The organism is Streptomyces sp. GESEQ-35, from assembly GCF_017948485.1.
GTDB lineage: Bacteria > Actinomycetota > Actinomycetes > Streptomycetales > Streptomycetaceae > Streptomyces.
This window is the reverse complement of the sequence record NZ_JAFFSX010000035.1, coordinates 1-24,209: the sequence shown is the minus strand read 5'-3', so window position 1 is coordinate 24,209 and position 24,209 is coordinate 1. Positions and strand designations below refer to the sequence as shown.

The window sequence follows — 24,209 nt, the reverse complement described above, 5'->3', positions numbered from 1 at the left end:
CTCCCAGCAGAGCGCGTCGGCTCACGCCAGGACGCTCGCCTCGCCCCTGGGCCCCCGCTCGCTGTCCGGACTCACGCGTCGCACTGTCGGCGGAGTGATCGCCGCCTGCCGATGTCGTCGTCATGTGAGGGAACGTCCCACGCCCTGATATCCGGCCGACACCGGCCAGTTGTGAACACTCCGGCAAGGACCGCTACCGGCAATCGACGTGAACACGAACCCGGACAACCATTTCGGCGGCTGGGACGGTTGTGGTGTTCACGCGGCAGGCACCAGGCTGGCCGCGTGGACGAGCGAGCGATGAGTGTGCGAGGGCTGGACCACGCGATGCAGGAACTGCGCCATGGCCGATACGGGTTCTACGGACCCCTGGTCCGGGAGCGCTTCCTGGACAGGCTGCCAGGAACCGTTTCACCAACCGATTACCGGGTGCTGCGCTTCATCGAGGCCAGTTCCCCGCCACCGCCTCAACTGTCCGACGTCGCAGCGCTGCTGCTGGTCGATCGTGCCCGCGCGACGCGCGTCGTCGATCAGTTGGTGATGGACTGCCTGGTCGTACGTGTCCGGGACGAGGTTGATCAGCGGATCCGTCGAGTCGAGCTGACCGACGCAGGACGGCGCCATCTCGCCACAGCGTCCGCCCGGCGTTCACACCTGCTGGGCGAGGCGTTGGCGGACTGGTCCGACGAGGACCTCCGGAGCCTGGCGGCCTACCTCAGACGACTGAACGACTCGGTCGCGCGCCATCTGCCCGCCTAGGGCGGGCGGACCATGCCCTTCTCGCTCCCGTGATCCGTCGAAGTCGAAGGTCATTCCTGCGAGTTGGAGATCATGCACCGGTCAGCCCCTAGGATGGCTGGGCCGCAGCACTTGCATACGTGCAGAGCTGCGTTCACCACAGGGAGCATGCCGATGGGCGTCAAAGAGGCCGCACATACACCGTCCGACAACCGGGTTCTGGACGGCGGGTCGGCCGGCCCGATGATGCCGCGCCTGGTGCTGGGCGCACGGCTGCGCAGACTGCGCGAGGAACAGCAGATCAGCCGTGAGGCCGCGGGGCATCTCATCCGTGCCTCCCGGTCCAAGATCAGCCGGCTGGAGGGGGGCCGGCACGGGTTCAAAATGCGAGACGTGGCCGATCTGCTCACCCTCTACGGAGTCACGGACGAGGCCGAACGTGCCACCTTGCTGACCCTGGCCGAAGAGTCCAACACCCCCGCCTGGTGGCGGTACTACAACGACGTGGTGCCCACCTGGATGCAGGCCTACCTCGGAGCCGAACAGGCAGCGAGTCTCATCCGCTGCTTCGAGGTCCAACGCGTTCCCGGCCTGCTTCAGACCCCCGACTATGCGCGTGCCTCGATCCGGCTTGCCCACCCGGGCGCTCGGGCGGAGGAGATCGAACGGCGAGTCGGGTTACGGATGGCGCGCCAGCGGATCCTGCACCGTCGGCCGGCGGCTCAGTTCTGGGCCGTGATAGACGAGGCGGCGTTGCGTCGCCCGGTGGGCGGCATCAGCACGATGCGCGCCCAGCTCAGGCATCTCATCGAGATATGCCAACTCCCGCAGGTCACCGTCCAGGTCATGCCGTTCGTCGCCGGCGGCTACGCCGCGGAAGGCGGTCCGGTCACCATCCTGCGCCTGCCCGGTGGTCAGTTGCCCGACATGGTCTTCCTCGAACAGCTCACCACTGCCCTCTACCCCGACAAGCCGACCGAGATCGAGTGCTACTGGGATGTCATGAACCGCCTTGTGGTGGAGGCCGAATCGCCGGACGAGACTCCGACGATCCTCCATCGCATCCTCCAGGACACCTGATCCCGGATCTGGGTCGGTCGAGTCGGCGGGTCTCAGCGCTTGAGGGCGACACCGCCGTACTGATGCACCTCCGCGGGCAGGCCCCACGCATCGGCGTCGGGACGCCAGCGTGAGCAGGAAGCCACGCCCGGTTCGATCAGTTCCAGACCGTCGAAGTAGCGCGCGATCTGCTCGGGGCTGCGGAGGATGTACGGGAGCGAGCCGCCCTCGTTGTACTGCTGGATGGCTTCGACATACGACTTGCTGGTGTTGGTGCTGTCGTATTGCACGAGGTAGCTGCCGGCGGGCAGGGCGTCCACCAGCTCCCGCACGATCGAGCATGCCTCTTCGTGGTCCTCGACGTGGCCCAGGATGCCCATCAGCATGAGGGCGACGGGCTGGTCGAAGTCCAGCGTCTTCCCGGCTTCCCGGACGATGGCGCTCGGCTCTCGCAGGTCGGCGTCGACATAGTTGGTGACACCTTCCGGGGTGCTGGTGAGCAGCGCGCGGGCGTGTGCCAGCACCAACGGATCGTTGTCGACGTAGACGATCCGGCATTCAGGAGCCACCCGCTGGGCGATCTGATGGGTGTTGTCCACATTGGGCAGCCCGGTGCCTATGTCGAGGAACTGCCGGATGCCCTCCTCGGCAGCCAGGTGACGTACGGCGCGGGCGAGGAAGTACCGTGCGGCACGGGCTCCGGTCTCGATACCTGGAAAGATCGTGCGGAACGCGTCACCGGCCACACGGTCTACTTCGTAGTTGTCCTTGCCGCCCAACCAGTAGTTCCAGATCCGAGCCGACTGTGGCACGGAGGTATCGATCTTGGCGAGCGCCTCCTGCGCGGAATTGTCTGCCTCATTGGTCATGGACGCTCCTGTGTGTACGTGGTGGGAACCACGAAACCGTCGAACACCAGTCGTGGACACCCACGCTATTCCTCCAGGCTCGACTCATGTGAATCATCGGCCCCAACGGGCGTTGTTCGGACACCCGTTGGCTGGTTCGAGTCGTTCCGGCGGCTCGCACGGTCAGCCGGATTCGGCCTTCGCGACGAACTCCCACTTGCCGTGTGGCACGCGGTAGACCACGTGGCCGGATTCTGACCGCACGAACTCCGCCCCGCCCGGCGCGGCCGTGTCCTCCCGCCGGGCTGCCGGCACGTGTACTTCGGCCTGCGCGCCCACTGGCACCTCGACCGCAAGACGCAGACGGTCACCGGAGATTGCCCAGTCGACCGAAGCCCTGCCCCTCACCGTCCGGATCGACGTACGTGCCCAGTCCACTCCTGTACGAGCGTCGGGGCGCACGGTGAAGGTGCGGTAGCCCGCGTCGCCAGGACGCAGGCCGGCGACATTCTCGTGGAGCCACTGCGCGACCGTGCCATGGAAGTAGTGGTCGCGCGAGCGTGAGTCGAGCTGCCACATCTCCCACATGGTGTCGGCGCCCTGGTCGAACCAGTACCCCCAGCTCGGGTAGGTTCGCTGGGTGGCCAGGGCATGGGCGACCTCCGGATGTCCCTCGGCGGTCAGTGCCCGCAGCAGCACGCTGGTGCCCAGCGCACCGGTGTTGAGGTGGTTGCCACGAGAGACGATGTCGTCGACGAGGCTCTTGGTGACGCTCTCGCGAGCGGACTCGGGGGCGAGACCGAAGGTGAGCGGTATCGCGTTGCTCGTCTGCCGGTACCCGGGATCCTTGCTGGTGCGGTAGTGGCCGGCCGCCGGGTCGAGAAAGGCCGTGTTGAAGGCGGACTTGAGGTCCCTGGCCGCGGCACGGTAGCGGTCCGCGGTCGCCTTCTCACCAAGGACTTCGCCCATCTCCGCGGTGTGGACGAGTGCGCGGTGGAGATAGGCGGTGGCGGTCAGCCGGGTGTCTTCCGGGGGAAGGCCCTCGTAGCCGGGCGGCAGGAAGTCACCCAGAGCGGTGACGGCGAGACCGTCGTGCAGCCGGGAGAGCTCCCAGTCGAGATAGCGAGTGAGCGTCGGCCAATGGATCCGGGCGAGACGGCTGTCCCCGTACACCCGGTACATCTCCCGGATCACGAAGGGATAGACGGTCGTCCACTCCGGCGACGGCCCCAGTTCGTTGTATCCCCAGCCGCCGCTGGGGACGATGACCGGAAGATGGCCGTCGGAGAGCTGGCTGTCCGCGAGGTCGCCGAGCCACTTGGACAGGAAGCGATGGACCCCGAACGCATACGCCATGACGGGCGCCCCCAGCTGGGCGTCACCGGTCCAGCCGTTCTTCTCGTACATCGGGGTGTCGGTCGGGATACCGTGCAGGTTGTTGAGGATCGTGCGCCGCATCGCGTTGTCGAGCCGTTCGTAGAACGGCTCCGAGCAGCGGAACTCACTGACCTCATCGACCCTGGTGTGCACGACCCTGCCGAGGACCTGGTTGGGTGCAGGGCGCTGTGGAAGCCCGCTGACCTGGACATAGCGAAAGCCCTTGTACGAGAACCTGGGCTCCCAGACCTCTTCACCCGTTCCTGCGCACACGTATTCGTCCGTCTGGAAGCGCCCTGGAACGTGATCCGTCTGGGCATGCACGCTGCCGTCGTCCTTGAGTTTCTCGCCGTGCACCAGCCGGACCGTGGTCCCGGCGTCGGCGGTGACGGTGAGCCGGGTCCAGCCCGCCAGGGTGCGGCCCATGTCGACGACATAGACGCCGGGCCGCAACTCGCTGATGGCCGTGGGACGGATGGTCTCGGTGATCTCGATCGGGTCGTGCGGCTGGGCACGCACGGTTCCCTTCGGGGCACTCTGCACGCCGGCGGCCTGCCAGTCGCGGTCGTCGAAGCCGGGCAGGGTCCAGCCACGGGGCGCGCGCCGTGCGTCGTAGGTCTCGCCGGCATAGAGGGAGTTGGTGAGAGTCGGGCCCTCGGCGATCCGCCAGTCGGGGTCTGAGGCGACGGTGGTGCGGGAGCCATCGGGGTGGTCGATCTCCAACTGGGCGAGGAGCCGGGGTTCCCCGTGCCAGGGAGGAGTGTGCCAGTTCCACACGTTCGCAGTGGTCATACCGAAGAAGCCCCGACCCAGGGTGACACCGAGGGCGTTGACTCCACGGTCGATCTGTTCCGTGACGTCATGGACTGCGTACAGGACCGTCTCGTCGTAGTCGGTGAACCCGGGGTCGAGAACTTGTCGGCCCACCCGTCGGCCGTTGATCTCCGCGTCGTAGTAGGCCAGTCCGCTGATGTACAGGCGGGCGCGCGCGATCGGTTTGCGTACGGTGAACTCCCGGCGCAGCAGCGGCGCGGGCAGCTCCGGTGTGCCGATGCTGACGCCTCGGCCCCATGGGCCCTCCCCGTACGGGGCAAGAATGGTGGCCGCGGCCCAGGCGGCGTCGTCGTGGTCGGGCCGCTGCCATCCTTCCTGCTCCGTTTCGGCGGCCCGCCATCCTTCTCCGGTGACGAGCTGATGGCGGCCTGCGCTCGTCTCCACCTCGAGCCGAAGCAACAGCCCGGCCGGATTGACGTCGCTGCCGCGGTTGGTGGCGACGACAGCCACGACGATCCGCCGGCCCGCCGCACGTACCTGTTCGGTGACATCGGCCGTGTGAGCGGTGCGCCAGCTGTCCGTGCGCTCCGGCTGGTGCAGCAACTGCTGCCCGCCGAGATGAAGCGTGAAGTCGTCGTCGGCCGTGACGGTCACTCGTGCCTGCGTGACCGCAGCATCGGCAGGCAATTCGAGGGCGGCCCGGAACCAGCGCGGTCCGACCGGTGTGCTCCCAACGGGCGGGCCCGGCGCCCAGATCCATGAGGCGCCATCGAGGCCGGGCGGCGCCGGTGGTGCGTCCGCGCCGATCCAGCGGGCCTGCCAGCCGTCGGTGGGCAGCGCGGTCTCCCACCAGCGCACGGCACTCCAGGCTGAGGCGCGGCCATGCCCGTCCCAGACGCGGACCTGCCAGTGGTAGCGGGTACGGTCGCGCAGCGCGGGACCTGAGTACGGGACCCCTACCGTGCGGTCGGAGTCGACACGGCCGGAGTCCCAGAGCGGCCGTCGGCTCAGGTCGCCGCGGTCGGCTGCGACGCGGACCTGGTACGCGCTTTGCCGTGCCCCCTGGCCGCCGGCGGCGAGCTCCCAGCTCAGACAGGGAGCGGTGGAGTCCGTGCCCAGGACGTTCTCCGCGTACTCGACCGTGGTCCGCTCGACGCGCAGCCGCCCGGCTCTCGGTCTGGCCCGGTGAGGAGCTTTCGCCATGGCCCGGTTCACGGCGGTGTACGCCGACGATGCTCCGACTGCCGCGGTTGTCACGGCGGCGCGCAAGAAGACACGACGGTTCCAGCTTCGGCTCATGGCGCTTCGCTCTCTTTGTGGGTGGAGCGTGAAAGGAGAAAGAGAAGGGGGTTTGACGAGACCGGGTCAGTGCGCGGGACTCGCCAGGGCGGAATCCTGGCGACCGGCTCGGGATCGAGTACGACGCCGAGTGGGCCCATCGGCGCGGCAGCTCTTTCGTGGACGGCACGGTGGTCGATGCGGCGCCACGGCAGGACCGGGCTGGTACATGGGAGCTCCTCACCACGAGTGGGCCGACATCCCCTGATGCCATGAAAGGTTTCAGAAGGGCTGTGCGTCGGAAGTTAGAGGTGGTGCCCTCGTGAAGTCAATGGGCCTGCACGACCAAGTCGCTGCCTGGTGCAAATCGGCAACCGCCTGCGATAGGCATGCAATTGCCCCTGGGTAACCCCTTGACGCCTTTCGGTGATCGCTTGGCGGGGTGATGGGTGAATCGATTCACATCCAAGGCGTGAGGCCACTGATTCGCGCGATCTGAAGCCACGATGCGGGGGCGCCGCCAACCACCGCGGCCAGGACGAAATCCTGGGCTGCCAGGACCGGCTGCCCAGGATCACGCGGCCGTGTGCGAGCGGCTTGGCGACGGTCGGAGGGTGCGGAGGGTGCGGAGGGTGCGGAGGGTGCGGGCGCCGTGTCGGTGCGGCGCCCGGTGGTGTGTCAGGCGGCGTCGTCGTGGGCGGTGGCGGCGGACTTCTCGCGCCACGGGGCGAGGTCGTCCTGCACCTGCTGGTACTTGACGTCGAGCCGCTCAAGCGTGTCGCGGCCCAGGTAGAGGTGGGTGGGCAGCTTCTCGGCGGAAGCGGCCTCGACGATGAGGGCGGCGCCCTTGACGGGGTCGCCGAGCTGGGCGTGGTTGGCCTTGTCGATCCAGTCCAGCGTCACGTGGGCGGGGGTGTCGTCGTAGTCGGCGATACGGTTCGCGGCCACGGAGAGCGAGCTGGAGTCGAGGAAGTCGGTGCGGAAGACGCCCGGTTCGACGACCACGGACTGGATGCCGAAGGGGGCCATCTCGGCGGAGAGTGCTTCGCTGATGCCGGCGACGGCGAACTTCGAGGCGGAGTAGAGGCTGACGCCGGGCTCGCCCTCGAAGCCGGAGCGGGAGCCGATGTGCACGAGCCTGCCGGAGCCCTGCTTGCGCATGACGGGGAGCACGGCGCGGGTGACGTTGATGAGGCCGAAGACGTTGAGGTCGAACAGTGACCGGGCCTCCGCGTCGGTGATCTCCTCCAGGGCGCCGAGCAGGCCGCGGCCGGCGTTGTTGACCAGGACGTCGATGCCGCCGAACCGGTCCACGGCGGCCTCGACCGCCTGCGGGATGCTGTCGTTGTCCGTGACGTCCAGGGCGACCGCGAAGACGTGGTCGGAGTTCTTCAGGTCGTCCGGCACCCGCTCGGGGTTCCGCACGCCGACCACGACATTGTGACCGCCGGCCAGAGCGGCACGGGCGATTTCCGCGCCGATACCGCGGGAAGCGCCGGTGACAAACCACGTAGCCATGAACAGGCCTCTTTTCTCTGCTTCTCATTCACATGTCCATCGGAGGTTTTCCTCCGAGGTTTTCGATTCTGAGAGGTAACGCGAGAGGCAGGAAGGCCAGGAGTTTCCTGGGAGAAATATTCCCAGGCTATGGTGGGCCCCTTTCACTGTCGGCCTGCTGTGGGAACACGCAGGCCGATCGGTAACGCCCAATGAGCCAGGACATCCGGGGCGATCGAGGTATGGCTCTGCAAGGGGCCGGAAATTCCTGGGAGAAGCGCACCCCCCTTTCGATCCGCCACAGGCCTTCGAGCCGCCCTAACCTCGACGGCATGGACACAGAAAAGCACCCCTTGGCCGAGAATGCGCTGGGAGGTTTCCTGCGCGCACGACGCGCTCAACTGCGCCCCGAGGATGCCGGGCTTCCCACGTCGGGACGCCGCAGGGTGCCCGGTCTGCGCCGCGAGGAAGTCGCCACCCTGGCCGGTGTGAGCGCCGACTACTACATGCGCCTGGAACAGGGCCGCGAACGGCATCCCTCGCGGCAGGTACTTGAGGCCGTGGCCAAGGCCCTGCGTCTTGATGACGACGCGGTGGCACACCTGTACCGCGTGGCAACGCCCACTACGCGCCGCGCACGTCGCGCGCCCCGCATCGAACGGGTCAGTCCGCAACTCCGGCGGCTCCTGGACACCTGGTGCGGTACACCCGCCTTCGTCCTGGGCAACGCCCTGGACGTCCTGGCCCGCAACGAGCTCGCAGCTGCCCTGTTCACCGGCTTCAGATCCTGCGACAACCTGCTGCGCATGACGTTCCTGGACCCGGCCGCGCACCACTTCTACCGCGACTGGGACCGTGCCGCCGAATCATGTGTGGCCGCCCTGCGACGCGCAGTCGGCATTGATCCCGACGACCCGCGGCTGATCGAAATCGTCGGCGAACTGTCAATGAAAAGCGCCGAGTTCCGTGCCCTGTGGGCCCGCCATGACGTGCGGGGCAAGACCCGCGAGGCCAAGCTCTTCCACCACGCGGAGGTCGGCGACCTGGAGCTGCACTACGAAGCCTTCACCGTCAACAGCGCCCGTGGCCAGCAAGTCATCGTCTACCAGGCCGAGGCGGGCAGCCCCTCCGCCGACGCGCTGGCGTTGCTCGGTTCCCTGACCGCGGTGCCGTCCCTCCGGCGTGCCCCGTTCGTCGGCCCGGAATGAGGACGAGCCCCGGAGACAAGGCGCAGGACGCCCGCATCACAGACCTGCCGCGGTACAGCGCCAGTGTGCCTGCAAGCTTCTGCACCGCTCGCACATCCGCTGACTGCGTGCCATCGGAAAAACGCGTCCGCTCGCAGCCACAAGACTGCTCCATCGTTTCCTGGGTGTATTACGGCTACCCTTGCGCCTTCCCGCGCCCAGGGGCGTCGCTGAGAATTGCGGTATGAACCAGATCGTGGAGCTGGGAGAGTTCCTCCGTTCGTGCCGGGGCCGGCTCAATCCCGCAGACGCGGGAATGCCCAAGACCGCTCGGCGCCGCGTCCCGGGCCTGCGCCGTGAGGAGCTGGCCCAGCTGGCAGGCGTCAGCGTCGACTACTACACCCGCTTGGAACAGGGGCGCAGCCGCACCGCCTCGCCGGAGATCCTTGAGGCTCTGGCGACAGCCTTGCGACTGGACGACACTGAACGCGTACATCTGTTTGATCTCGCGAACCGGCGCCCCCTCCAGCCCCGGCGGTCCATGCCCTCCCCGGCCGAGCAGGTCAGCCCAGCCGTCCACCAACTGCTGGGCACCCTGGATGCCGCCTACTGCCCCACATTCGTCCTGGGGCGGCGCACCGACGTGGTGGCTTCCAACCCGCTCGCTCGTGCACTGATCGCCGACTTCGACGCCATGCCCGCGAACGAGCGCAACCAGAGCCGGTTCGTCTTCCTCGATGCCGCCGCCCGCCAGCTGTACGCGGACTGGGAGAGCGTCGCCGCAGACACCGCCGCCATGCTGCGCATGGACGCCGGGCGCCACCCCGAGGACCCGCAGCTCGGCGAACTGGTCGGCGAACTCGCGGTGCGCAGCGAGCAATTCCGCGCGTACTGGGCTGATCGCAGGGTTCACGAGCGAACCGAGGGGACCAAGAGCTACCACCACCCCGTGGTCGGGGACCTCACCGTCACCTACCAGGCTCTCGCCCTGCCCGGCGACAGCAATCAGACTCTGTTCATCTACAGCACCGAGCCCGGCTCCTCCTCCGAAACCGCCCTGCGATTGCTGGCGACATGGTCGACCGAGCCCCAGGAAGGGCAGGCCCGCACCGCCGCGCCCAATGAACCCGACACCGCCGCCTGACCCTCTTACGCCCAGCCGCTGCCCGGCCGAGGGTCGGTCCGCCCCGGTCCGCCACCAGCTTCCGCGCACCACCTGGCTGACCAGCGATGCTGTCTCTGCCCCTACGATCCGGGCGCCCCGGGACGGTGGCCCCGGGCGTCGCGCCTCCGGCACACCCCGCCCGGCGGAGGCAGCCGCCCACCACAGCGCATCGCGATCGGTTCAGCGCCCGCCGCATCCGAGAATCAGGCTGAACCCGCCAGTTACGCTGCGGCCGCATTCGCCGAGCTCCGCTCGCATGCCACCCACCGATACGCCGCGTCGTCGAACGACGCCTGACCGTGGCACCGGTGCCCGCAGCCTGGCCCTCGCGTACCCAGGAAGATCCCGGCCATTACAGCCCCACCTTTTGCTGGCCAGACTGGACGTACAGAAAAGCCGAGGACACCGACCCGCGAATTCACTGAGACAGCGAGCGCCTCCTCGGCAATTCCCACACGCCTCAGGAGGCCGGCGATGACCACTGTCAGCGATTTGCAGGAACACCCCTTGGATCAGGTCCACCGACTCATCGAGCCCGGCCCGGTGATTCTGGTGACCACGCAGAACCGTGGCATTCCGAACGTGATGACCAACGGGTTCAACATGATGATCCGCCACGCCCCGCCACTGATCGGCTGCACCATTGGTCCGTGGGACCACAGCTACACCGCGCTGCGCGACACAGGGGAATGCGTCATCTCCATCCCCGGCAGTGAACTTGCCGAGACCACGGTCGACATCGGCAACTGCTCAGGCCAGGACGTGGACAAGTTCCAGGAGTTCGACCTGACCCCGCTGGCCGCACAACAGGTCGGCGCACCGCTGATCGCCGAGTGTTTCGCGAACATCGAATGCGAGGTCGCCGACACCTCCCTGGTCGGCCCGTACAACCTGTTCGTTCTCGAGCCGTTGCGGGCGTGGGTCGATCCGTCCCAGCCGCACCCGCAGATGTTTCACCACCGTGGCGACGGCACCTTCACGCTGGATGGCGAGACCATCGACCTCAGAGACCGCATGACCAAGTGGCAGTACCTCCTGTGATACCTCCAGTGATACCTCCTGTGACGCTCCCCGCTACCGGCCCTGGCTTCGCACCACCGCCAACCCGGCGCCCGGAACACCCCACCGGGATGAGGGACGAATCATGAGCGGCCTCGAACTCATTGCCGTGGTCCTTGCCGCTGTGCTGCTGATGACCTGGCTCGCCCGCCGCCTCCACCTGAGCGAGCCGCTGATGCTGCTGGGCGGGGGCGTCCTCATCGGACTCACCCCGCACTTCGGCCATGTCGACCTGCCGCCCGACGTGGTGCTTCTGGTCTTCCTGCCGGCGCTTCTGTACTGGGAGACGCTGACCACGTCGGTGCGCGAGATCAAGACGAACTTCAGGTCGATCGCCCTGCAGTCGACCGGCCTCGTTCTGGTGACCGCACTTGCCGTGGCCGCGGTCGCGCATGCACTCGGCTACGCCTGGCCGATCGCCTTCGTCCTCGGAGCGGTGCTGGCACCCACTGACGTAGCGGCGGTCGCCGCGGTGGCGAAGGCCATGCCGCGACGCATCGTGACACTGCTGCGCACCGAGAGTCTCCTCAACGACGGCACAGCCCTGGTGCTTCTCGCGGTGAGCCTGGAACTCCTCACCACGGACGAGCCGTTCTCCTGGGCCGGGACCACACTGCGCTTCGCGGAGTCGTACGTCGGCGGCGCGGTCATCGGCGCGGCGATCGCTCTGGCCCTGATCCCCGTGCGCCGACGCCTGCAAGACCGGAGCCTGCACAGCGGACTGAGTGTCGCCACCCCGTTCATCGCCTTCCTGCCCGCCGAAATCCTGCACGTTTCGGGCGTCTTGGCCGTGGTCACCTGCGCACTGGTCACGAGCCGCGTAGGACCCAACCTCATCCGTTCCGACGCACGTTTGGAGGCCACCGCCTTCTGGGAAGTCACCGCGTTCCTGCTCAACGGCGCACTGTTCGTCCTGGTGGGCATCCAGACGCCCGCCGCCGTTCGCGCGCTGACCTCTGTCTCCCTGCTTCAGGCGACCATGATCGCTGCCGCGGTCAGCGCGACGGTCATCGCCGCCCGCGCCGCATGGTTCTACACGATCCCCTACCTGATCCGCCTGGTGGACCGTCGCCCGCAGCAACGCCGGAGGCGCATCGGCGCACGACAACGACTGCCATTGGCGTGGGCCGGCATGCGCGGAGCGATCTCTCTGGCCGCAGCACTGACCATCCCCGCGACGACGACCGATGGACAACCGGTGGCACAGCGCGACGCGGTCATCTTCATCACCGTGGTCGTCATCACCGTCACTCTTGCCCTACTCGGCCCGGCCCTCCCGGCAGTTGTACGCAACGCGCAATTCACCGTGGACGCCGACGAAGCAGCGGAGGAGGAGTTCGTCATACGTCACCTGGCCCACACCGCCCTGGCCGAGCTGCCCGCCCTGTCCGAACGGTTCCCCGTGCCCGAGACGACCATGGCCCACATCACCAAAGACCTGCGCAAACAGGCCGCTGCGGCTTCGGACGAAACCCGCGACCAGGCAATCCGCCGCGAGCAGCAGATCAGCGCCACATACGCGCTCGAGACCGCGCTCCTCGACGTCAAGCGAGCTGCACTGCGCGACCTGCACAACCAAGCCCGCATTGATGACATCGCGCTGCGCCGGGTGCAGCGCCATCTGGACACCGAGGAGCAACGACTGAGCGTGAAGATGTCCTTGCTCCCGCCGTCCGCCCGCGGAGCCGACGAGCCGGACGGCCCACTCCAGGGTGGCCCACCTGCCCCCTGACAGCGAATGCGGATGCGCGCTGGTGCGCGTGGCCACCGTCGAGCCCGCCATGGTCGCCACAGGACTCCTCGACCACGTCGTCGCAGGACATCGCCGAGATCACGATCCTGCCCACCGTCCTGTCCACCGAGCAGGCCATCCGAGTCGTCCCGCCCACGGGCACCGCCCACCCGGAGCGACGGTGAACGTGGGTGTGGCGCACCTGGGGAAACGGCGGCCTGGTTGCCCCGGTGAGACCGGTCGACGCTGGTGTCCACAAGCCGTTGAGCAACAGCCCACCGCACCTCTGCGAGGAGAACCTCCCATGAACGTCAACGACACCACCAGCGTCGCCGTACTCGACCAGCTCCAGCGCCGGTCCGCCGACCCGCGTCGACGCATTCTGTTCACCGGCGCGACCATCGTCTCGATGGATCCGGAGCTCGGCGTCATCGACCGGGGCGATCTGCTCGTCGAGGGCGACACCATCACCGCCGTCGGCCGCGACCTCAGCGCGGAAGGCGCCGTGGTCGTGGACGCCACCGGCACGGTCCTCACCCCCGGCTTCGTGGACACTCACCGGCACGCCTGGGAGGCCCAGTTGCGCCGCATCATGCCGGACGTCGACGACCTCGGCGGCTACGTGATGACCACCCTGGCCGGCTACGCCACCGTCTACCGGCCCGAGGACATGTACATCGGCACCAAGCTGGCCGCCCTGACCGCGATCGACAGCGGCATCACCACCATGCTCGACTTCTCCCACAACTCCCGCACCCGCGAGCACTCCGACGCCGCCATCCAGGCCCTCCTCGACACCGGCATACGCGGCGTACACGCCTCCATGGGCCCGCACTTCGGCGACTGGGACCGGCAGTGGCCGGGCGACCTGACCCGCATCAAGGATCAGTACTTCAGCAGCAACGACCAACTGCTGACTCTGCGCCTGGCGACCCTGGCCACTGACGAGATCTCCGGGCCCGCCCTCGCCTACGGCCCTGAACTTGCCCGTGTCGCCAAGGAGTTGGGTATCGGTGTGAGCGTGGACGCCGTCTTCGGCACGTCCTCCTCCGAGGCGGTCCTGCGCTGGGCCAAGGACGGCATTCTCGGCCCCGACGTCACTCTCATCCACTCCACCGGACTGACCTCCGAGGCGTGGAAGGCGATGGGGGAGACCGGCACCACCGTGGCGCTCGCTCCCACGTCCGACGCGCAGATCGGCCTGGAGACCGCGATTCCCGCCGTCGACGAGGCACTTGCCGTCGGTATCCGTCCCGGACTGAGCATCGACGTCGAAGTCGCCCTGGCCAGCGACATGTTCACGCAGATGCGGGCCCTCCTCGCCATCCAGCGGATGCGCGCGGTCAACGCCGCCTACGGCACCGACCAGCAGCCCTCTCGCATCACCACCCACGACGTCCTGGACTTCGCCACCCTCCAGGGCGCCCGCACCAACGGTCTTGCCGGGGTCACCGGCTCGCTGACCCCGGGCAAGAAGGCCGACCTGCTGGTCATCCAGGCCGAGGACCTCAACAACATGCCGCTCAACGACGCGATCGGCACCGTCGTGCTGGGCTCGGACGCCCGCAACATCAGCGCCGTCTTCATCAACGGTGAGCCCCGTAAGTGGAACGGCCAGGTCCTCGACGTCGATCTGGCCGCCCTGCGCGGCGAGGTGCACGCCTCACGCGAGTACGTCCTGAACACCACCACCGGCTGAACGACCGAAACAGGGAACACCATGACGAACAACACCCCAACCACAGTTCCGCGCCGCGACGACGCCGTCCTGCGCGAACTGCGCAACCCACAGGGCCGACCCCTGCTGCTGACCGGCGGCACCGTCATCACCGGCAACCCGCTGATGGGCGACTGGCAGGAAGCCGACGTCCTCATCGGTGGCTCGCTGATCGTCGGAGTCGGCCCCGGCCTGCTGACGGCAGCGGGCGACGACAACATGATCGTCATCGACTGTGCGGGCACCCTCGTCCTTCCCGCCACAGCCGACTTCACCGAGCCCGCCAAGAGCGGCACCCTCACCCCGGGAGAGGCCGCCGACATCGCCGTACTTCGGCTTGCCGACGCCCCCGGAACCCCGGCCGGCGCGGTCCCGGCCCGCGGCACGCACCTCGACATCCTGGTCACCGAAGGCCAGGTGCGCCTCTGGAACGGCAGTCCCCTGGACAAGGCCGCGACAGCCGCCACAGACGAGGCACCCGTCTACGACCAGACACACCCCTACGTGGGCATGTGGGCCGACGAGAACGACTTCGTACGCCAAGAACTGCTGCCCGACGGCCGCTACGACGAGGCTCGAGGTGATCGCCCCAGCGCCTATCAGGGCCGCTACTGGATCAACGGCACCCGCATCGACTACCTGGACGACCTGGGCTTCTGGGCCTTCGGCGAGTTCCAGGACGACCACCTGCACCACGCCGGATACCGCTTCACCCGACGCTGACGCCCTCACCCAGCGGCGCCCTCGGCCGGTCGCGCCCTTGTACGCAACGGCGTGCCCGGCCGACCTGACGCCCCGACTGGAGTTCCCATGTCCCACCCCACCACCTCCATGACTGCACAGGGGACCGGCGAACCGGACTCGCCCCAGGCCTGGGCCCCCGCCGCGCAGACCATCGGGCTGCTGACCGCGCTCGGCGTCCTGATGGTCGGCCAGATGTACACCGTCCTGGCCCTGCTGCACCCCATGGCCACCGCGCTCGGCACGACACCAGGGCAGGCCACCTGGACGGCGACGGCGTTCGGCTTCGCCTACGCCGCCGGATTCCTCCTGGCCGGTCCGCTGTCGGACCGCTACGGATCGCGCGCCGTGATCACGACCGGGCTTGTGGCCGCCACGGCAGCCACACTGGCGGTCGGCGCCGCTCCCGACCTCACCTGGGCCGTCGCCCTGCGGATCGTGCAGGGACTGACCGCCGCGACCTTCGCGCCCTCCGCGCTCTCCTACGTTGTCCATCACCTCGCGCCCCAGCGCCGTGGCACCGCACTGACCTGCATCACCAGCGGAATGTTCGCCGCCGCAGTCATCATGCAGATCGGCGCCCAGGCCGTCGCGGCCGGGCCCGGCTGGCGCGCGGTCTTCTGGATCAGCGCCGCCCTCATGACGTTGAGCGTGCTCCCTGCGCGCCGCGTTCTGCGGCCGACCCTCCGCCACGGTTCCGGCGGCGGGCTGCGCCAGGCGTTCGCGGCGATGCCGCGGCTGCTCGGCCGGCCACGCCTGGTCGCCCTCTACCTCTCGACCGTGGCCCTGATGTCCGCTTTCGTCGCCGTCTACACGGCGGTCGCCATCGCCGGACCGCCCGGCATCGCCGGAAACTCGTCCGCGAGCCTCGCCCTGCGGGCCAGCGCCCTGCCCGCCCTGGTCGCCGTCCCCGTGCTCGCCCCCGTGCTCCAGCGCCTGGCCGCACCTCTGCGCGCGGTACTCGCCTTCGTGCTGGCCGCCCTCGCCGTCGCGGCCGGCTCCTTCCTCGGCGGCCACACCGTGGCGCTGGCCATCGCCCTGCTCCTGTTCGTGGCAGCCGTCGCGGCAGCGGCACCCGCCGTCGTCGAGACCATCAACGCGAGCGCCCCGCACGCACGCGGCGCGGCTGTCGCGCTCTACGGATGCAGCATGTTCATCGGCGCGAGCCTGGGCCCACAGCTCACCGGCGCGCTGACCGGCCTGGGCTTCGCCGGCATCCTGCGCGTCGTCGCCGCCACACTCGCGCTGGGCGTCCTCCTGGCCTTGCCGGCTTTCCACGATCAGCGCACCGACTAGCCCCACCCGCAATCCCGGCAAACCGCTGGTGACAACCGGCGGCACACGCCGCCCGACGGCAGGAACGGAAAGAGGAAGCAGAGCCATGAGCACCCACGACAGCGCGAAGAACCGGCAGGAGCGTTTCGACCATGGCATGGCCGTACTGACGGGAATCGACGGCGAGAGCGGACAGAAGGTCATCGACTCGCTGGCCGACATCTCGCCCGAGTTGGGACACCAGGTCGTCGCCTGGGCATTCGGCGAAATGTACAACCGCCCGCAACTAGCCCCGAGAGACCGCCAACTGGTCACCCTGGGCATGCTGACCGCCCTCGGCGGCTGTGAGCCGCAGCTCGAAGTCCACATCAACGCAGCCCTCAACGTCGGCCTGACACCCGAGGAAATTGTCGAGGCGCTGCTGCACGCGGCCGTCTACTGCGGCATGCCCAAGGCTCTCAACGCCACCTTCGTGGCAAAGAAGGTCCTCACCGAGCGGGGCCTACTGCCCACCGCCTCCAGCGAGTAAGCGTTTTGCAGAGCTGGCCGCCGTCCATCCCGGCACGGGCGGCCGTCTGACGAGTGGTAACGGCGGTGGAAGGGCACGAGTTCGGGCTGCTGGAGCCACTGAGTGGCCGCCATGACGGGCGTGCGCTGGATCTCGGCAGCCCACCACGTCAGCGAGGACGAATTCCTCTGGCCCCGGCTCGCGGCACGGACCGCGGTGCGGGCCGAGGCGATCTCGAGTTCTGTGAGCAGGTGGCGGATCAACTCACGGAATTGGGCTCGGTGTTGAGTGCGTTGATGGCAACAGCAACCCCCGAAGAGCAGCGAACGCTTCTCGCCAAGGCACCACTGCCCGCCCGCCTCCTGTGGCGCCTGTCCGGCCGCCGCTACGGTGGACGGTGAAGCCCCTCGCAATCTTGCAGGCGAACGTGTCCGTCGGCCGGCTCGGCCGGGTGGGGCCGCAAGGCCGACCCCAGCACCGTTGGGAGCGGCGGGGCGAGGTCAGGCGTTGCCGACTTTCCGTGCCACGCGCTCCAGTCTGCGTCGATGGTTCTCCCACCATGCCTGATCGCCCGGCGGCATGTTGTCGTTGCCCTTCAGGTACCCGACGGATCCATCGATGAGCTCTCGCACGATGTCGGCGTGACCGGCATGCCGTTGGGTATCGGAGATCACGCGGACCAGGATGTGGTGCAGCGTCACCTCTCGTCGTTCCCGGGGCCACCACGGAACATGACCGATCGCGTCAAGCGCCAGCGTCGTTCGTTCCCGTGGGAGTCAGCGGGCGGCGGATGTCGTATTCCGAGAGCCCATCGAGCTTCCATAACAGGGCGTCACGCCCGTCTTGCAGGTAACGGAGAAGGTCCGTTTTCGGATTCGGTTCGATCATGCCCGGCAGTCTTCCACCCAGCGCTGACAGCCGGGCTCTACACGAACTGCTTCAGGGACTTGCCCCCCAGCTCTTGCCCGGCGCTCCCGGTTCGAGGGGTATTTCGGCTCATCGATAGCCTGGGTCATCATGACGCGTGCCTGGATCTTGCCGGTGCTGCTTGTGCTCTGCGGCTCAATCGTTGCGACGGGGCTGATCGTCAAGGGGAGCCCTGGCGAAGCCGTAGCGCTCCTGCTGGTGTTCGTGCTGTTCGCAGGCGTGAACTCGCCCCTTGTCTTCCCGAGGTCGATCGGTGCGTTGGAGGCACAACGCCGCAGCGCGGTCGACGGTCGGCCGGTCGTCTTCTGGCGGCCGGGCTGCATGTACTGTCTGCGGCTGCGCATCCGGTTGGGCCGTCGCGCTCGCCGCTTGCATTGGGTCGACATCTGGCGGGACCCGGCTGGTGCGGCAGTGGTGAGGGCGGCCAATGATGGCGATGAGACCGTGCCGACTGTTGTTGTGGCGGGCCGGCCGCACGTCAATCCCGATCCTCAATGGGTGCGCGAACAGCTTTCTCCTTCCGCATGATCGGCTGCGGGCGCCGTATCGGCAGGCGCCCGCAGCCGCGAACGACCGTCACTGTCAGCCGGTTTGGCGTCGAGACGGCGTCTCTCAGGTCCGGGTCGTGGGCCATTGCCCGATCGGGCTACTGAAAGGAACCGGCCGCTGCCGGACACGACGGGTTGTGGAATCCATGACGGAACAGGAGACGCGCCGGGAACAGCAGGCGCGTTTTGAAGGACTGGCGCACGTGGTGGCGGAACCGCTGCACCGGTATCTGCTGCGACGGACGAGCGCCGACGTGGCCGAGGACGTCCTGTCGGAGACGATGCTGGTGCTGTGGCGTCGTATCGAGGATGTGCCCGGGCTCAGATCAGGTTCCAAGCCCGATCCCGACGACGTACTGCCGTGGTGTTACGGAGTGGCACGCGGATGCCTGGCAAATGCACTCCGTGCTGACGGACGCAGGCTTCGTCTGGTGGAGCGGCTGGTGCAGACGCAGCAGCCTCCGGCAGAGGTCGCCGATCACAGCTATGTGCATGCCGCGCTCGATGCCCTCGGGACGCTGGAGCGTGAGGTGGTGCGGCTGTGGGCGTGGGAGGGACTGGCGCCGCGTCAGATCGCGGAAGTGACCGGGCTGACCTCCAATTCGGTGAGCATCCGGCTCCACCGGGCCAAAAAGAAGCTCGCCGCGCAGCTGGGGCGAAAGAACACAGAACGGCCCGGACACAAGACAGATGAAGGAAGGAGCAGTCAGTGAATGACGACGAGTTGCTGGCCCGGCTGAAGGCTGCGGACCCGGCACTGACGCCAACAGCTCCGCTGCCCGACATCAACCGCCTTGTGGAGGCCACCTTGACCACCGACACCACGCCCCAGTCAGCCAACACCGCCGTTGACAACACGACTCACCCCGCGAAGACCACCGCGGGACGCGGGCGCCGCCGTCTCTTCGGACTCGCGGCGGCCGCCGCTCTCCTCGTGCTCGGAGGCGTCGCCGCTGGAGGAATCATGGCCAACGACGACAACGGTCACGGGACCTCGGCCAACCCGCTGGTTCTCACCAACGAGAGCGGCTCCGCCGGCCAGAAGTGCCGGGAACCCCTCCCCGACAACCTGCGCGAATACCCGACGCTCTTCGAAGGAACAGTCACCTCCGTCCAGGGCTCCTCGGTCACCTTCCGTGTCGACCACTGGCTGATCGGTGACGGCACCGACACGGTGGTGCTCGACAGCGGCGCGGACCAGCCGGAGAGCCTGACCTTCGTGGACGGTGAGCACTACATCGTGGCCGCCGACAAGGACGGCGTCGTCCCGCCGTGCGGCGCTAACTCGGCCTCGACCGAGACCATGAACAAGTTCCGCCAGGCATACGGAAAGTGACTGCTCGTACTGAACCGTGTTGTTGCAAGGACCTGAGGTGGGCATCTCCTCCGGCGGCCGCGACTGTCCCTCTTCAGCGGGGTCGTGATGTCAGGATCTCGATCAGCGCGGTTGTGGCGGGTGGGTCCGGCGGGTCGCCGTACGTGGCGGCGTAGATCCGGCGGGCGTTGCCGGTGAGCTGTGCGGTGTGGATGCCCGGCGCCCGGTGAGCCTGCAACGCGAGTCCGTTGAGTATGGCGACACCCATCCCGGCGGCCACCAGCGCCTGGGAGACGACCGTGTCGTCGCAGGAGTAGGCAATGCGTGGGGAGAAGCCGGCGCGTTCGCATGCCGTGATCGTGGCGGCTCGGCAGCGTTCGCAGCCGCCGACCCAGGCGGAGTCCCGGTGGTCTTCGAGACGTTGATGGGGTTGGTCACTGACGAGGTAGAGGGGATCGTCGAGCAGGTGGGTGAGTCGGAATCCCTCCTCTTCCAGTGGCGTGTCGGCATGCCGGAAGATCAGGGCGATGTCGACGTGTCCGGAACGCAGCATCTGTAGGCCCTCGACCGGGTGGGCATCGACGAGGTTCAACTCGATTCCCGGGTACGACCGGGACAGTTCGGCGGCGGCCCTCGGTACGAGGGTGCTGAGGACGGTCTGGAAACCGGCGAGTCGTACCCGTCCGGCACGCAGTCCCACGCGGGCGGCCAGCTCGACGGATGCGGCGTCCACTCGTCCCAGAATCTCTGTTGCCCGTTGTGCCAGGAGTTCGCCTTCGGGGGTGAGCCGGATACCGCGGCCCGCTCGTTGGATGAGCCTGGCTCCGGTGACGGCTTCCAGTCGCCCCAGGTGGTGGCTGACCGACGGCTGGGAGTAATGCAGCTCCTTCGCCGCTTCGGTCACCGATCCATGGCGGGCGACCGCCTCCAGAACCTTGAGGTGCGTCAGGTTCAGCATGGATTAAGTTTATGTATGAGACATGGGAAGAAATGGCATTAGACGTCATGGCATCGGGACGCCCATCATCGCTTCATGACGAGCTGAGACGACGAAGCTCCATCAGCAGACGGAAGGGAACGCCAGCCATGTCACTAGCCCGCGTCCACAACTTCTCCATCTCGCTCGACGGCTTCGGTACCGGTGATGTGCAGAGCCTTGACGCGCCGTTCGGCCACGCCGGCGAAAGGCTGCACGAGTGGATGTTCACCACCGGGTTCTGGCACAGGATGACCCACAAGCCCGGCGGGACCGGCGGCGTCGACGACGCCTTCGCGCGGCAGTTCGAGCCCGGAGTCGGCGCCGAGATCATGGGCGCCGGGAAGTTCGGCCCTCCCGGTTGGCACAAGGACCCGGAGTGGAAGGGGTGGTGGGGGCCCAACCCGCCGTTCCACACACCGACCTTCATCCTCACCCATCACCCTCGCCCGTCGATCGAGATGGAGGGCGGCACGACCTTCCACTTCCTCGACACCTCGCCCGCCGAGGCGCTCAAGACGGCCCGCGAGGCAGCGGGCGGCCAGGACGTGCGCATCGGCGGAGGGCCCACGGTGATCCGCGACTTCTTTGCCGCCGGGCTCATCGACCGCATGCATGTCGTGGTGGTTCCGATCCTGCTCGGCCGAGGCGTGCGGCTCTGGGACGGGCTCGAGGGCACCGAGAAGGACTACGAGGTCGAGGCCGCCTCCTCGCCCAGCGGAGTCACGCATGTGACGTTCACCCGAGTGGGTCTCTGAACCGCCCGCGGTCGAGGTCCCGGCGCGGGGGCGTGATCAGGCGTATTCCTTGGTCTGACTGAGCCATGATCAGGCCCCGCGCCGAGCTCATCGCTCACGGGCCACCGCGACGACGCCTCCGCTCACGGGGTGCTGGGGCCCCCTGCGCACAGTGCGTGGTCGATCAGGGCGCTGGCCGCGTTCTCCTGCTCCAGTATGTGCTCGGGGGTGTCGCCGCGTGCCTCGGACATGGAGACCACGGCGCTTCGCCTGCCGTCGTCGGTGACGCCGTTGAGGGTGATGTAGCCGCCGTCCCCGCCCTCGTGGCTCCAGTAGGCGCCTCCGCAGCTCAGGGGGCGTTCGACCAGGCCGAGCCCGTATCGGCCGCCGGGCCACAGCTGTTGGACCTCCGCGCTCACGGGGACGGTCTGCTTCATCTCGGCCAGCTGCCGCTTCGGTAGCAGGCGGCCCGCGAGCAGCGCGCGGAAGAAGTCGTTCTCGTCCTGTGTGGTCGTGACCCACGAAAGGTTCTCGTGGTCCACCAGTATCTGGTCGGTGACGTCCACCACGGAACCGGGGCCGAAGAGCTCGTAGGCCTGGGCGTGCGGCTGGGGGAGGGTGGGCGAGGTGCCCATCCACAGGGTCCGGTCGAGGCCGAGCGGGCGCAGGATGCGGTCCTTGATCTCCTGGTGGGCGGCTTGACCGGTGACCCTCCGGATGATCATGTCGAGCAGTACGTAGCCGGTGTTGGAGTACTGCCAGCCCTTGCCGGGCGGGAAGTCCGGCGGGTGGGCCATGGCGCGGGCAACCAGCTGCTCAGAGTTGTATACGTCGTGGCGCTGCTGGTAGTACTCCTCCGGTGTCCTGTATCCGGGCAGATCGTCGTGGATGCCGCTGGTGTGCTGGAGCAGTTGGCGCACGGTGACCCGGCTGCCGTCGTTGCCGTTACCCTGCACCACTCCTGGCAGCCAGTCGTCGACCGTGTCGTCCAGGGACAGCCTGCCCTCGGCCTGTAGTTGGAGGATCACGGTGGCGACCAGCGTCTTGGACGTGCTGGCCATGCGGAAGTAGCCGTCGGAAGGCACCGCGCGGCCGGTGGTCAGGTCGGCGGTGCCGCTGGTGGCGACCGACTGCCGGCCATCAGGCGCGATCACGCGGGCCTGCACACCGCTGATACCGAGGGCGTGGATCGCCTCGGTGTCCTGGCGCAACTGCTTCACCGGGGAGGGCTCGGCGGGTTCGGCGACGGCGATGCCCGCCTCGGCGGCGAGCAGCGCAGCGACACCGAGTGCCATGGCGAGGTGCTTTCGCAGAGTCGCGGTCATGGCTGAACGCTAGTTTCACCCCCCGAGGGGGCGCGCTCCGGCGCACCCCAGGATCGGAATGGGGGATATCCCCCCGGCGCGGGCCGTCACCCGTCTGTCGCCGAGTGCGACGGCCTGGGCGGATCGACCCGCGACGCGCGTCTGGGGCAATGCAGAGGCCCCGGCTGGACGGGGGAGACCAGCCGGGGCCGTGTGCGGTGGCATGCGGAGGGCGGTCGCCTCTCGGCGGAAGGCTCCATGGGGCTTCAGCCGTACGATCGTCCCCATGGGCTATAGGTGAGGCCCGGGGACACTGTCCCCTCCGCAGCCACATGGTGAAGAACGGTCCACCGCCTCGGGTTGTTCCTCGCCCCTCCCGGCTTCCGTTGTGAGGTGCGGCACCCGCCGTCAACGGGTCATTCGAGGAAGTCGGCGATGAGGGTGGCGAATTCGTCGGGACCGGCCAGTCGGATGCCGAGGTCCTCGGCCTTGGCCCGCTTGGATCCGGCGCCCTCACCGGCGACGACCAGGGTGGTCTTCTTGGAGACGCTGGAGGAGGAGCGGCCCCCGGCCCGTTCGATGAGTTCGTTCATCTGGTTGCGGCTGAGCTTCTCCAGTACGCCGGTCATCGCGCCGGTCACGACCACCGTCATCCCGGCCAGCGGCCCGCCCGCCGCCACCGCGCTCCCGGAGGTGGTGTCGTCGCCAGCGGGGGCGGGTGGGGTGGCGCCGGGCTCGGTCATGTTCACCCCGGCCGCGGCGAGTTTGCCGATGAGCGGGGCGAGTTCGGCAAGTTCGGCGACGATGGACGGGGCCTTCTCGGTGCCGATGCCCTCGACCTGCTGCATCGCTTCGGCGTCGGCGGCGCGGATGTTGTCCATGGTGGCGAAGTACCGCGCGATCCGGCGGGACATGGAGCGTCCGGTGCCGCGCACCCCGAGCGCGCACAGGACCCGCGACAGCGGCTGGTCCTTGGCCGCGGCGATCGCGGTGAGGAGGTTGTCGGTGCTGGTCTCGCCCATCCGCTCCAGGCTCAGGAGCTGCTCGCGGGTGAGGGTGAAGAGGTCGGCGAGATCGGCGACGAGACCGGCGTCGACGAACTGGACGACGCGCGTGGCCCCCAGGCCTTCGATGTCGAGCTGGTCGCGGCCGGCGGCGTAGGACAGGGCGGCGACCAGATGGCAGTTGCGCCCGTTCTCGCAGCGCCAGCGCTGCTCGCTGGTGTCGATGCCGGCCCCGCAGCGCGGGCACGTCTCGGGGAAGGCGATGGGCTGTTCGTCGCCGGTGCGCAGGTGGGCGACGGGGGCTTCGATGCGGGGGATGACGTCACCGGCCCGGTGGACCATGACGTGGTCGCCCAGGCGCAGGTCGCGGCGGGTGATGTCGGCGGGGTTGTGAAGGGTGGCGTAGGTGATGGTGGCGCCGTCGATCTCGACCGGTTCCAGGA

At 68.2% G+C, this 24,209-nt stretch carries 20 protein-coding genes and 1 pseudogene; 14 read left to right on the top strand and 7 right to left on the bottom strand.

The genetic code is table 11. The annotated features are described in order from the left end of the window. Nucleotides 1-285: 285 nt before the first annotated feature. Nucleotides 286-759 carry a MarR family winged helix-turn-helix transcriptional regulator gene (locus KCH87_RS43120; protein ID WP_210593417.1) on the top strand — a complete coding sequence of 158 codons (474 nt, stop codon included), beginning with the start codon at nucleotides 286-288 and terminating at the stop codon, nucleotides 757-759. 153 nt (nucleotides 760-912) lie between these two features. Beyond that, nucleotides 913-1,818, top strand: a complete 906-nt coding sequence (locus tag KCH87_RS43115; RefSeq protein ID WP_210593416.1) for a helix-turn-helix transcriptional regulator — start codon at nucleotides 913-915, stop codon at nucleotides 1,816-1,818. Nucleotides 1,819-1,850: 32 nt separating this feature from the next. Here the strand turns inward: KCH87_RS43115 and KCH87_RS43110 are convergent, their stop codons facing one another. The 3 genes from KCH87_RS43110 to KCH87_RS43100 all read right to left on the bottom strand — a co-directional run bounded on the left by KCH87_RS43110 (nucleotide 1,851) and on the right by KCH87_RS43100 (nucleotide 7,592). Continuing rightward, nucleotides 1,851-2,666, bottom strand: coding sequence for an SAM-dependent methyltransferase (locus tag KCH87_RS43110; RefSeq protein ID WP_210593415.1), 816 nt, complete (start codon nucleotides 2,664-2,666; stop codon nucleotides 1,851-1,853). Between the two features lie 162 nt (nucleotides 2,667-2,828). Beyond that, nucleotides 2,829-5,999: an alpha-L-rhamnosidase gene (locus KCH87_RS43105; RefSeq protein ID WP_247197679.1), complete on the bottom strand. Its 3,171-nt coding sequence runs from the start codon at nucleotides 5,997-5,999 to the stop codon at nucleotides 2,829-2,831. 753 nt (nucleotides 6,000-6,752) lie between these two features. Then, nucleotides 6,753-7,592 carry an SDR family NAD(P)-dependent oxidoreductase gene (locus KCH87_RS43100; RefSeq protein ID WP_210593413.1) on the bottom strand — a complete coding sequence of 280 codons (840 nt, stop codon included), beginning with the start codon at nucleotides 7,590-7,592 and terminating at the stop codon, nucleotides 6,753-6,755. Nucleotides 7,593-7,903: 311 nt separating this feature from the next. On the opposite strand from KCH87_RS43100, the gene KCH87_RS43095 reads away from it, so the two are divergent. From KCH87_RS43095 to KCH87_RS43060, 8 genes are all read left to right on the top strand, one after another. After that, a complete protein-coding gene (locus tag KCH87_RS43095) occupies nucleotides 7,904-8,779 on the top strand; it encodes a helix-turn-helix transcriptional regulator (RefSeq protein ID WP_210593412.1) in 876 nt (291 codons plus the stop codon). Between the two features lie 223 nt (nucleotides 8,780-9,002). Beyond that, nucleotides 9,003-9,902 carry a helix-turn-helix transcriptional regulator gene (locus tag KCH87_RS43090; RefSeq protein WP_210593411.1) on the top strand — a complete coding sequence of 300 codons (900 nt, stop codon included), beginning with the start codon at nucleotides 9,003-9,005 and terminating at the stop codon, nucleotides 9,900-9,902. A 495-nt stretch (nucleotides 9,903-10,397) separates the two neighbouring features. Next, nucleotides 10,398-10,964 carry a flavin reductase family protein gene (locus KCH87_RS43085; protein WP_210593410.1) on the top strand — a complete coding sequence of 189 codons (567 nt, stop codon included), beginning with the start codon at nucleotides 10,398-10,400 and terminating at the stop codon, nucleotides 10,962-10,964. Nucleotides 10,965-11,067: 103 nt separating this feature from the next. Continuing rightward, a complete protein-coding gene (locus KCH87_RS43080) occupies nucleotides 11,068-12,714 on the top strand; it encodes a Na+/H+ antiporter (protein ID WP_210593409.1) in 1,647 nt (548 codons plus the stop codon). A 304-nt stretch (nucleotides 12,715-13,018) separates the two neighbouring features. Further along, on the top strand, nucleotides 13,019-14,413 hold the full coding sequence (locus KCH87_RS43075; protein WP_210593408.1) for an amidohydrolase family protein: 1,395 nt from the start codon (nucleotides 13,019-13,021) through the stop codon (nucleotides 14,411-14,413). Between the two features lie 21 nt (nucleotides 14,414-14,434). Beyond that, a complete protein-coding gene (locus KCH87_RS43070) occupies nucleotides 14,435-15,154 on the top strand; it encodes an Atu4866 domain-containing protein (RefSeq protein ID WP_247197678.1) in 720 nt (239 codons plus the stop codon). Nucleotides 15,155-15,241: 87 nt separating this feature from the next. Then, the gene (locus KCH87_RS43065; RefSeq protein ID WP_210593407.1) at nucleotides 15,242-16,468 is read left to right on the top strand and encodes an MFS transporter; all 1,227 of its coding nucleotides are present in this window, start codon (nucleotides 15,242-15,244) and stop codon (nucleotides 16,466-16,468) included. Between the two features lie 85 nt (nucleotides 16,469-16,553). Beyond that, nucleotides 16,554-16,976, top strand: coding sequence for a carboxymuconolactone decarboxylase family protein (locus KCH87_RS43060; RefSeq protein ID WP_210593406.1), 423 nt, complete (start codon nucleotides 16,554-16,556; stop codon nucleotides 16,974-16,976). A 479-nt stretch (nucleotides 16,977-17,455) separates the two neighbouring features. Here KCH87_RS43060 and KCH87_RS43050 read toward each other — a convergent pair. Further along, a pseudogene (locus tag KCH87_RS43050) lies at nucleotides 17,456-17,843 on the bottom strand (DUF664 domain-containing protein). Between the two features lie 129 nt (nucleotides 17,844-17,972). Here KCH87_RS43050 and KCH87_RS43045 point away from each other — a divergent pair. From KCH87_RS43045 to KCH87_RS43035, 3 genes are all read left to right on the top strand, one after another. Next, nucleotides 17,973-18,410, top strand: coding sequence for a glutaredoxin domain-containing protein (locus KCH87_RS43045; protein WP_210593405.1), 438 nt, complete (start codon nucleotides 17,973-17,975; stop codon nucleotides 18,408-18,410). A gap of 166 nt (nucleotides 18,411-18,576) precedes the next feature. Then, nucleotides 18,577-19,143 (top strand): RNA polymerase sigma factor, encoded by a 567-nt coding sequence (locus KCH87_RS43040; protein WP_247197677.1) that lies wholly within the window; start codon nucleotides 18,577-18,579, stop codon nucleotides 19,141-19,143. Continuing rightward, nucleotides 19,140-19,766: a hypothetical protein gene (locus KCH87_RS43035; RefSeq protein ID WP_210593403.1), complete on the top strand. Its 627-nt coding sequence runs from the start codon at nucleotides 19,140-19,142 to the stop codon at nucleotides 19,764-19,766. Before KCH87_RS43040 ends, KCH87_RS43035 begins: the two co-directional genes overlap by 4 nt. A gap of 73 nt (nucleotides 19,767-19,839) precedes the next feature. On the opposite strand, the gene KCH87_RS43030 is transcribed toward KCH87_RS43035, so the two are convergent. Continuing rightward, nucleotides 19,840-20,703: a LysR family transcriptional regulator gene (locus tag KCH87_RS43030; RefSeq protein WP_210593402.1), complete on the bottom strand. Its 864-nt coding sequence runs from the start codon at nucleotides 20,701-20,703 to the stop codon at nucleotides 19,840-19,842. A gap of 128 nt (nucleotides 20,704-20,831) precedes the next feature. Between KCH87_RS43030 and KCH87_RS43025 the strand changes: the two genes are divergently transcribed. Then, the gene (locus KCH87_RS43025; protein WP_210593401.1) at nucleotides 20,832-21,479 is read left to right on the top strand and encodes a dihydrofolate reductase family protein; all 648 of its coding nucleotides are present in this window, start codon (nucleotides 20,832-20,834) and stop codon (nucleotides 21,477-21,479) included. Between the two features lie 122 nt (nucleotides 21,480-21,601). On the opposite strand, the gene KCH87_RS43020 is transcribed toward KCH87_RS43025, so the two are convergent. Together KCH87_RS43020 and KCH87_RS43015 are read right to left on the bottom strand one after the other, a co-directional pair. Then, on the bottom strand, nucleotides 21,602-22,783 hold the full coding sequence (locus KCH87_RS43020; protein WP_210593400.1) for a serine hydrolase: 1,182 nt from the start codon (nucleotides 22,781-22,783) through the stop codon (nucleotides 21,602-21,604). A gap of 395 nt (nucleotides 22,784-23,178) precedes the next feature. Next, nucleotides 23,179-24,209, bottom strand: a 1,031-nt coding sequence (locus tag KCH87_RS43015; RefSeq protein ID WP_247197676.1) for a helix-hairpin-helix domain-containing protein, incomplete at its 5' end; no start/stop codon positions are given.

What these genes read in the sequence shown, in the direction of transcription:
- KCH87_RS43115 (WP_210593416.1), top strand. Translation starts at nt 913, where the DNA reads ATGGGCGTCAAAGAGGCCGCACATACACCGTCCGACAACCGGGTTCTG.
- KCH87_RS43110 (WP_210593415.1), bottom strand. Translation starts at nt 2,666, where the DNA reads ATGACCAATGAGGCAGACAATTCCGCGCAGGAGGCGCTCGCCAAGATC.
- KCH87_RS43105 (WP_247197679.1), bottom strand. Translation starts at nt 5,999, where the DNA reads ATGGCGAAAGCTCCTCACCGGGCCAGACCGAGAGCCGGGCGGCTGCGC.
- KCH87_RS43100 (WP_210593413.1), bottom strand. Translation starts at nt 7,592, where the DNA reads ATGGCTACGTGGTTTGTCACCGGCGCTTCCCGCGGTATCGGCGCGGAA.
- KCH87_RS43095 (WP_210593412.1), top strand. Translation starts at nt 7,904, where the DNA reads ATGGACACAGAAAAGCACCCCTTGGCCGAGAATGCGCTGGGAGGTTTC.
- KCH87_RS43090 (WP_210593411.1), top strand. Translation starts at nt 9,003, where the DNA reads ATGAACCAGATCGTGGAGCTGGGAGAGTTCCTCCGTTCGTGCCGGGGC.
- KCH87_RS43085 (WP_210593410.1), top strand. Translation starts at nt 10,398, where the DNA reads ATGACCACTGTCAGCGATTTGCAGGAACACCCCTTGGATCAGGTCCAC.
- KCH87_RS43080 (WP_210593409.1), top strand. Translation starts at nt 11,068, where the DNA reads ATGAGCGGCCTCGAACTCATTGCCGTGGTCCTTGCCGCTGTGCTGCTG.
- KCH87_RS43075 (WP_210593408.1), top strand. Translation starts at nt 13,019, where the DNA reads ATGAACGTCAACGACACCACCAGCGTCGCCGTACTCGACCAGCTCCAG.
- KCH87_RS43070 (WP_247197678.1), top strand. Translation starts at nt 14,435, where the DNA reads ATGACGAACAACACCCCAACCACAGTTCCGCGCCGCGACGACGCCGTC.
- KCH87_RS43065 (WP_210593407.1), top strand. Translation starts at nt 15,242, where the DNA reads ATGTCCCACCCCACCACCTCCATGACTGCACAGGGGACCGGCGAACCG.
- KCH87_RS43060 (WP_210593406.1), top strand. Translation starts at nt 16,554, where the DNA reads ATGAGCACCCACGACAGCGCGAAGAACCGGCAGGAGCGTTTCGACCAT.
- KCH87_RS43045 (WP_210593405.1), top strand. Translation starts at nt 17,973, where the DNA reads ATGACGCGTGCCTGGATCTTGCCGGTGCTGCTTGTGCTCTGCGGCTCA.
- KCH87_RS43040 (WP_247197677.1), top strand. Translation starts at nt 18,577, where the DNA reads ATGACGGAACAGGAGACGCGCCGGGAACAGCAGGCGCGTTTTGAAGGA.
- KCH87_RS43030 (WP_210593402.1), bottom strand. Translation starts at nt 20,703, where the DNA reads ATGCTGAACCTGACGCACCTCAAGGTTCTGGAGGCGGTCGCCCGCCAT.
- KCH87_RS43025 (WP_210593401.1), top strand. Translation starts at nt 20,832, where the DNA reads ATGTCACTAGCCCGCGTCCACAACTTCTCCATCTCGCTCGACGGCTTC.
- KCH87_RS43020 (WP_210593400.1), bottom strand. Translation starts at nt 22,783, where the DNA reads ATGACCGCGACTCTGCGAAAGCACCTCGCCATGGCACTCGGTGTCGCT.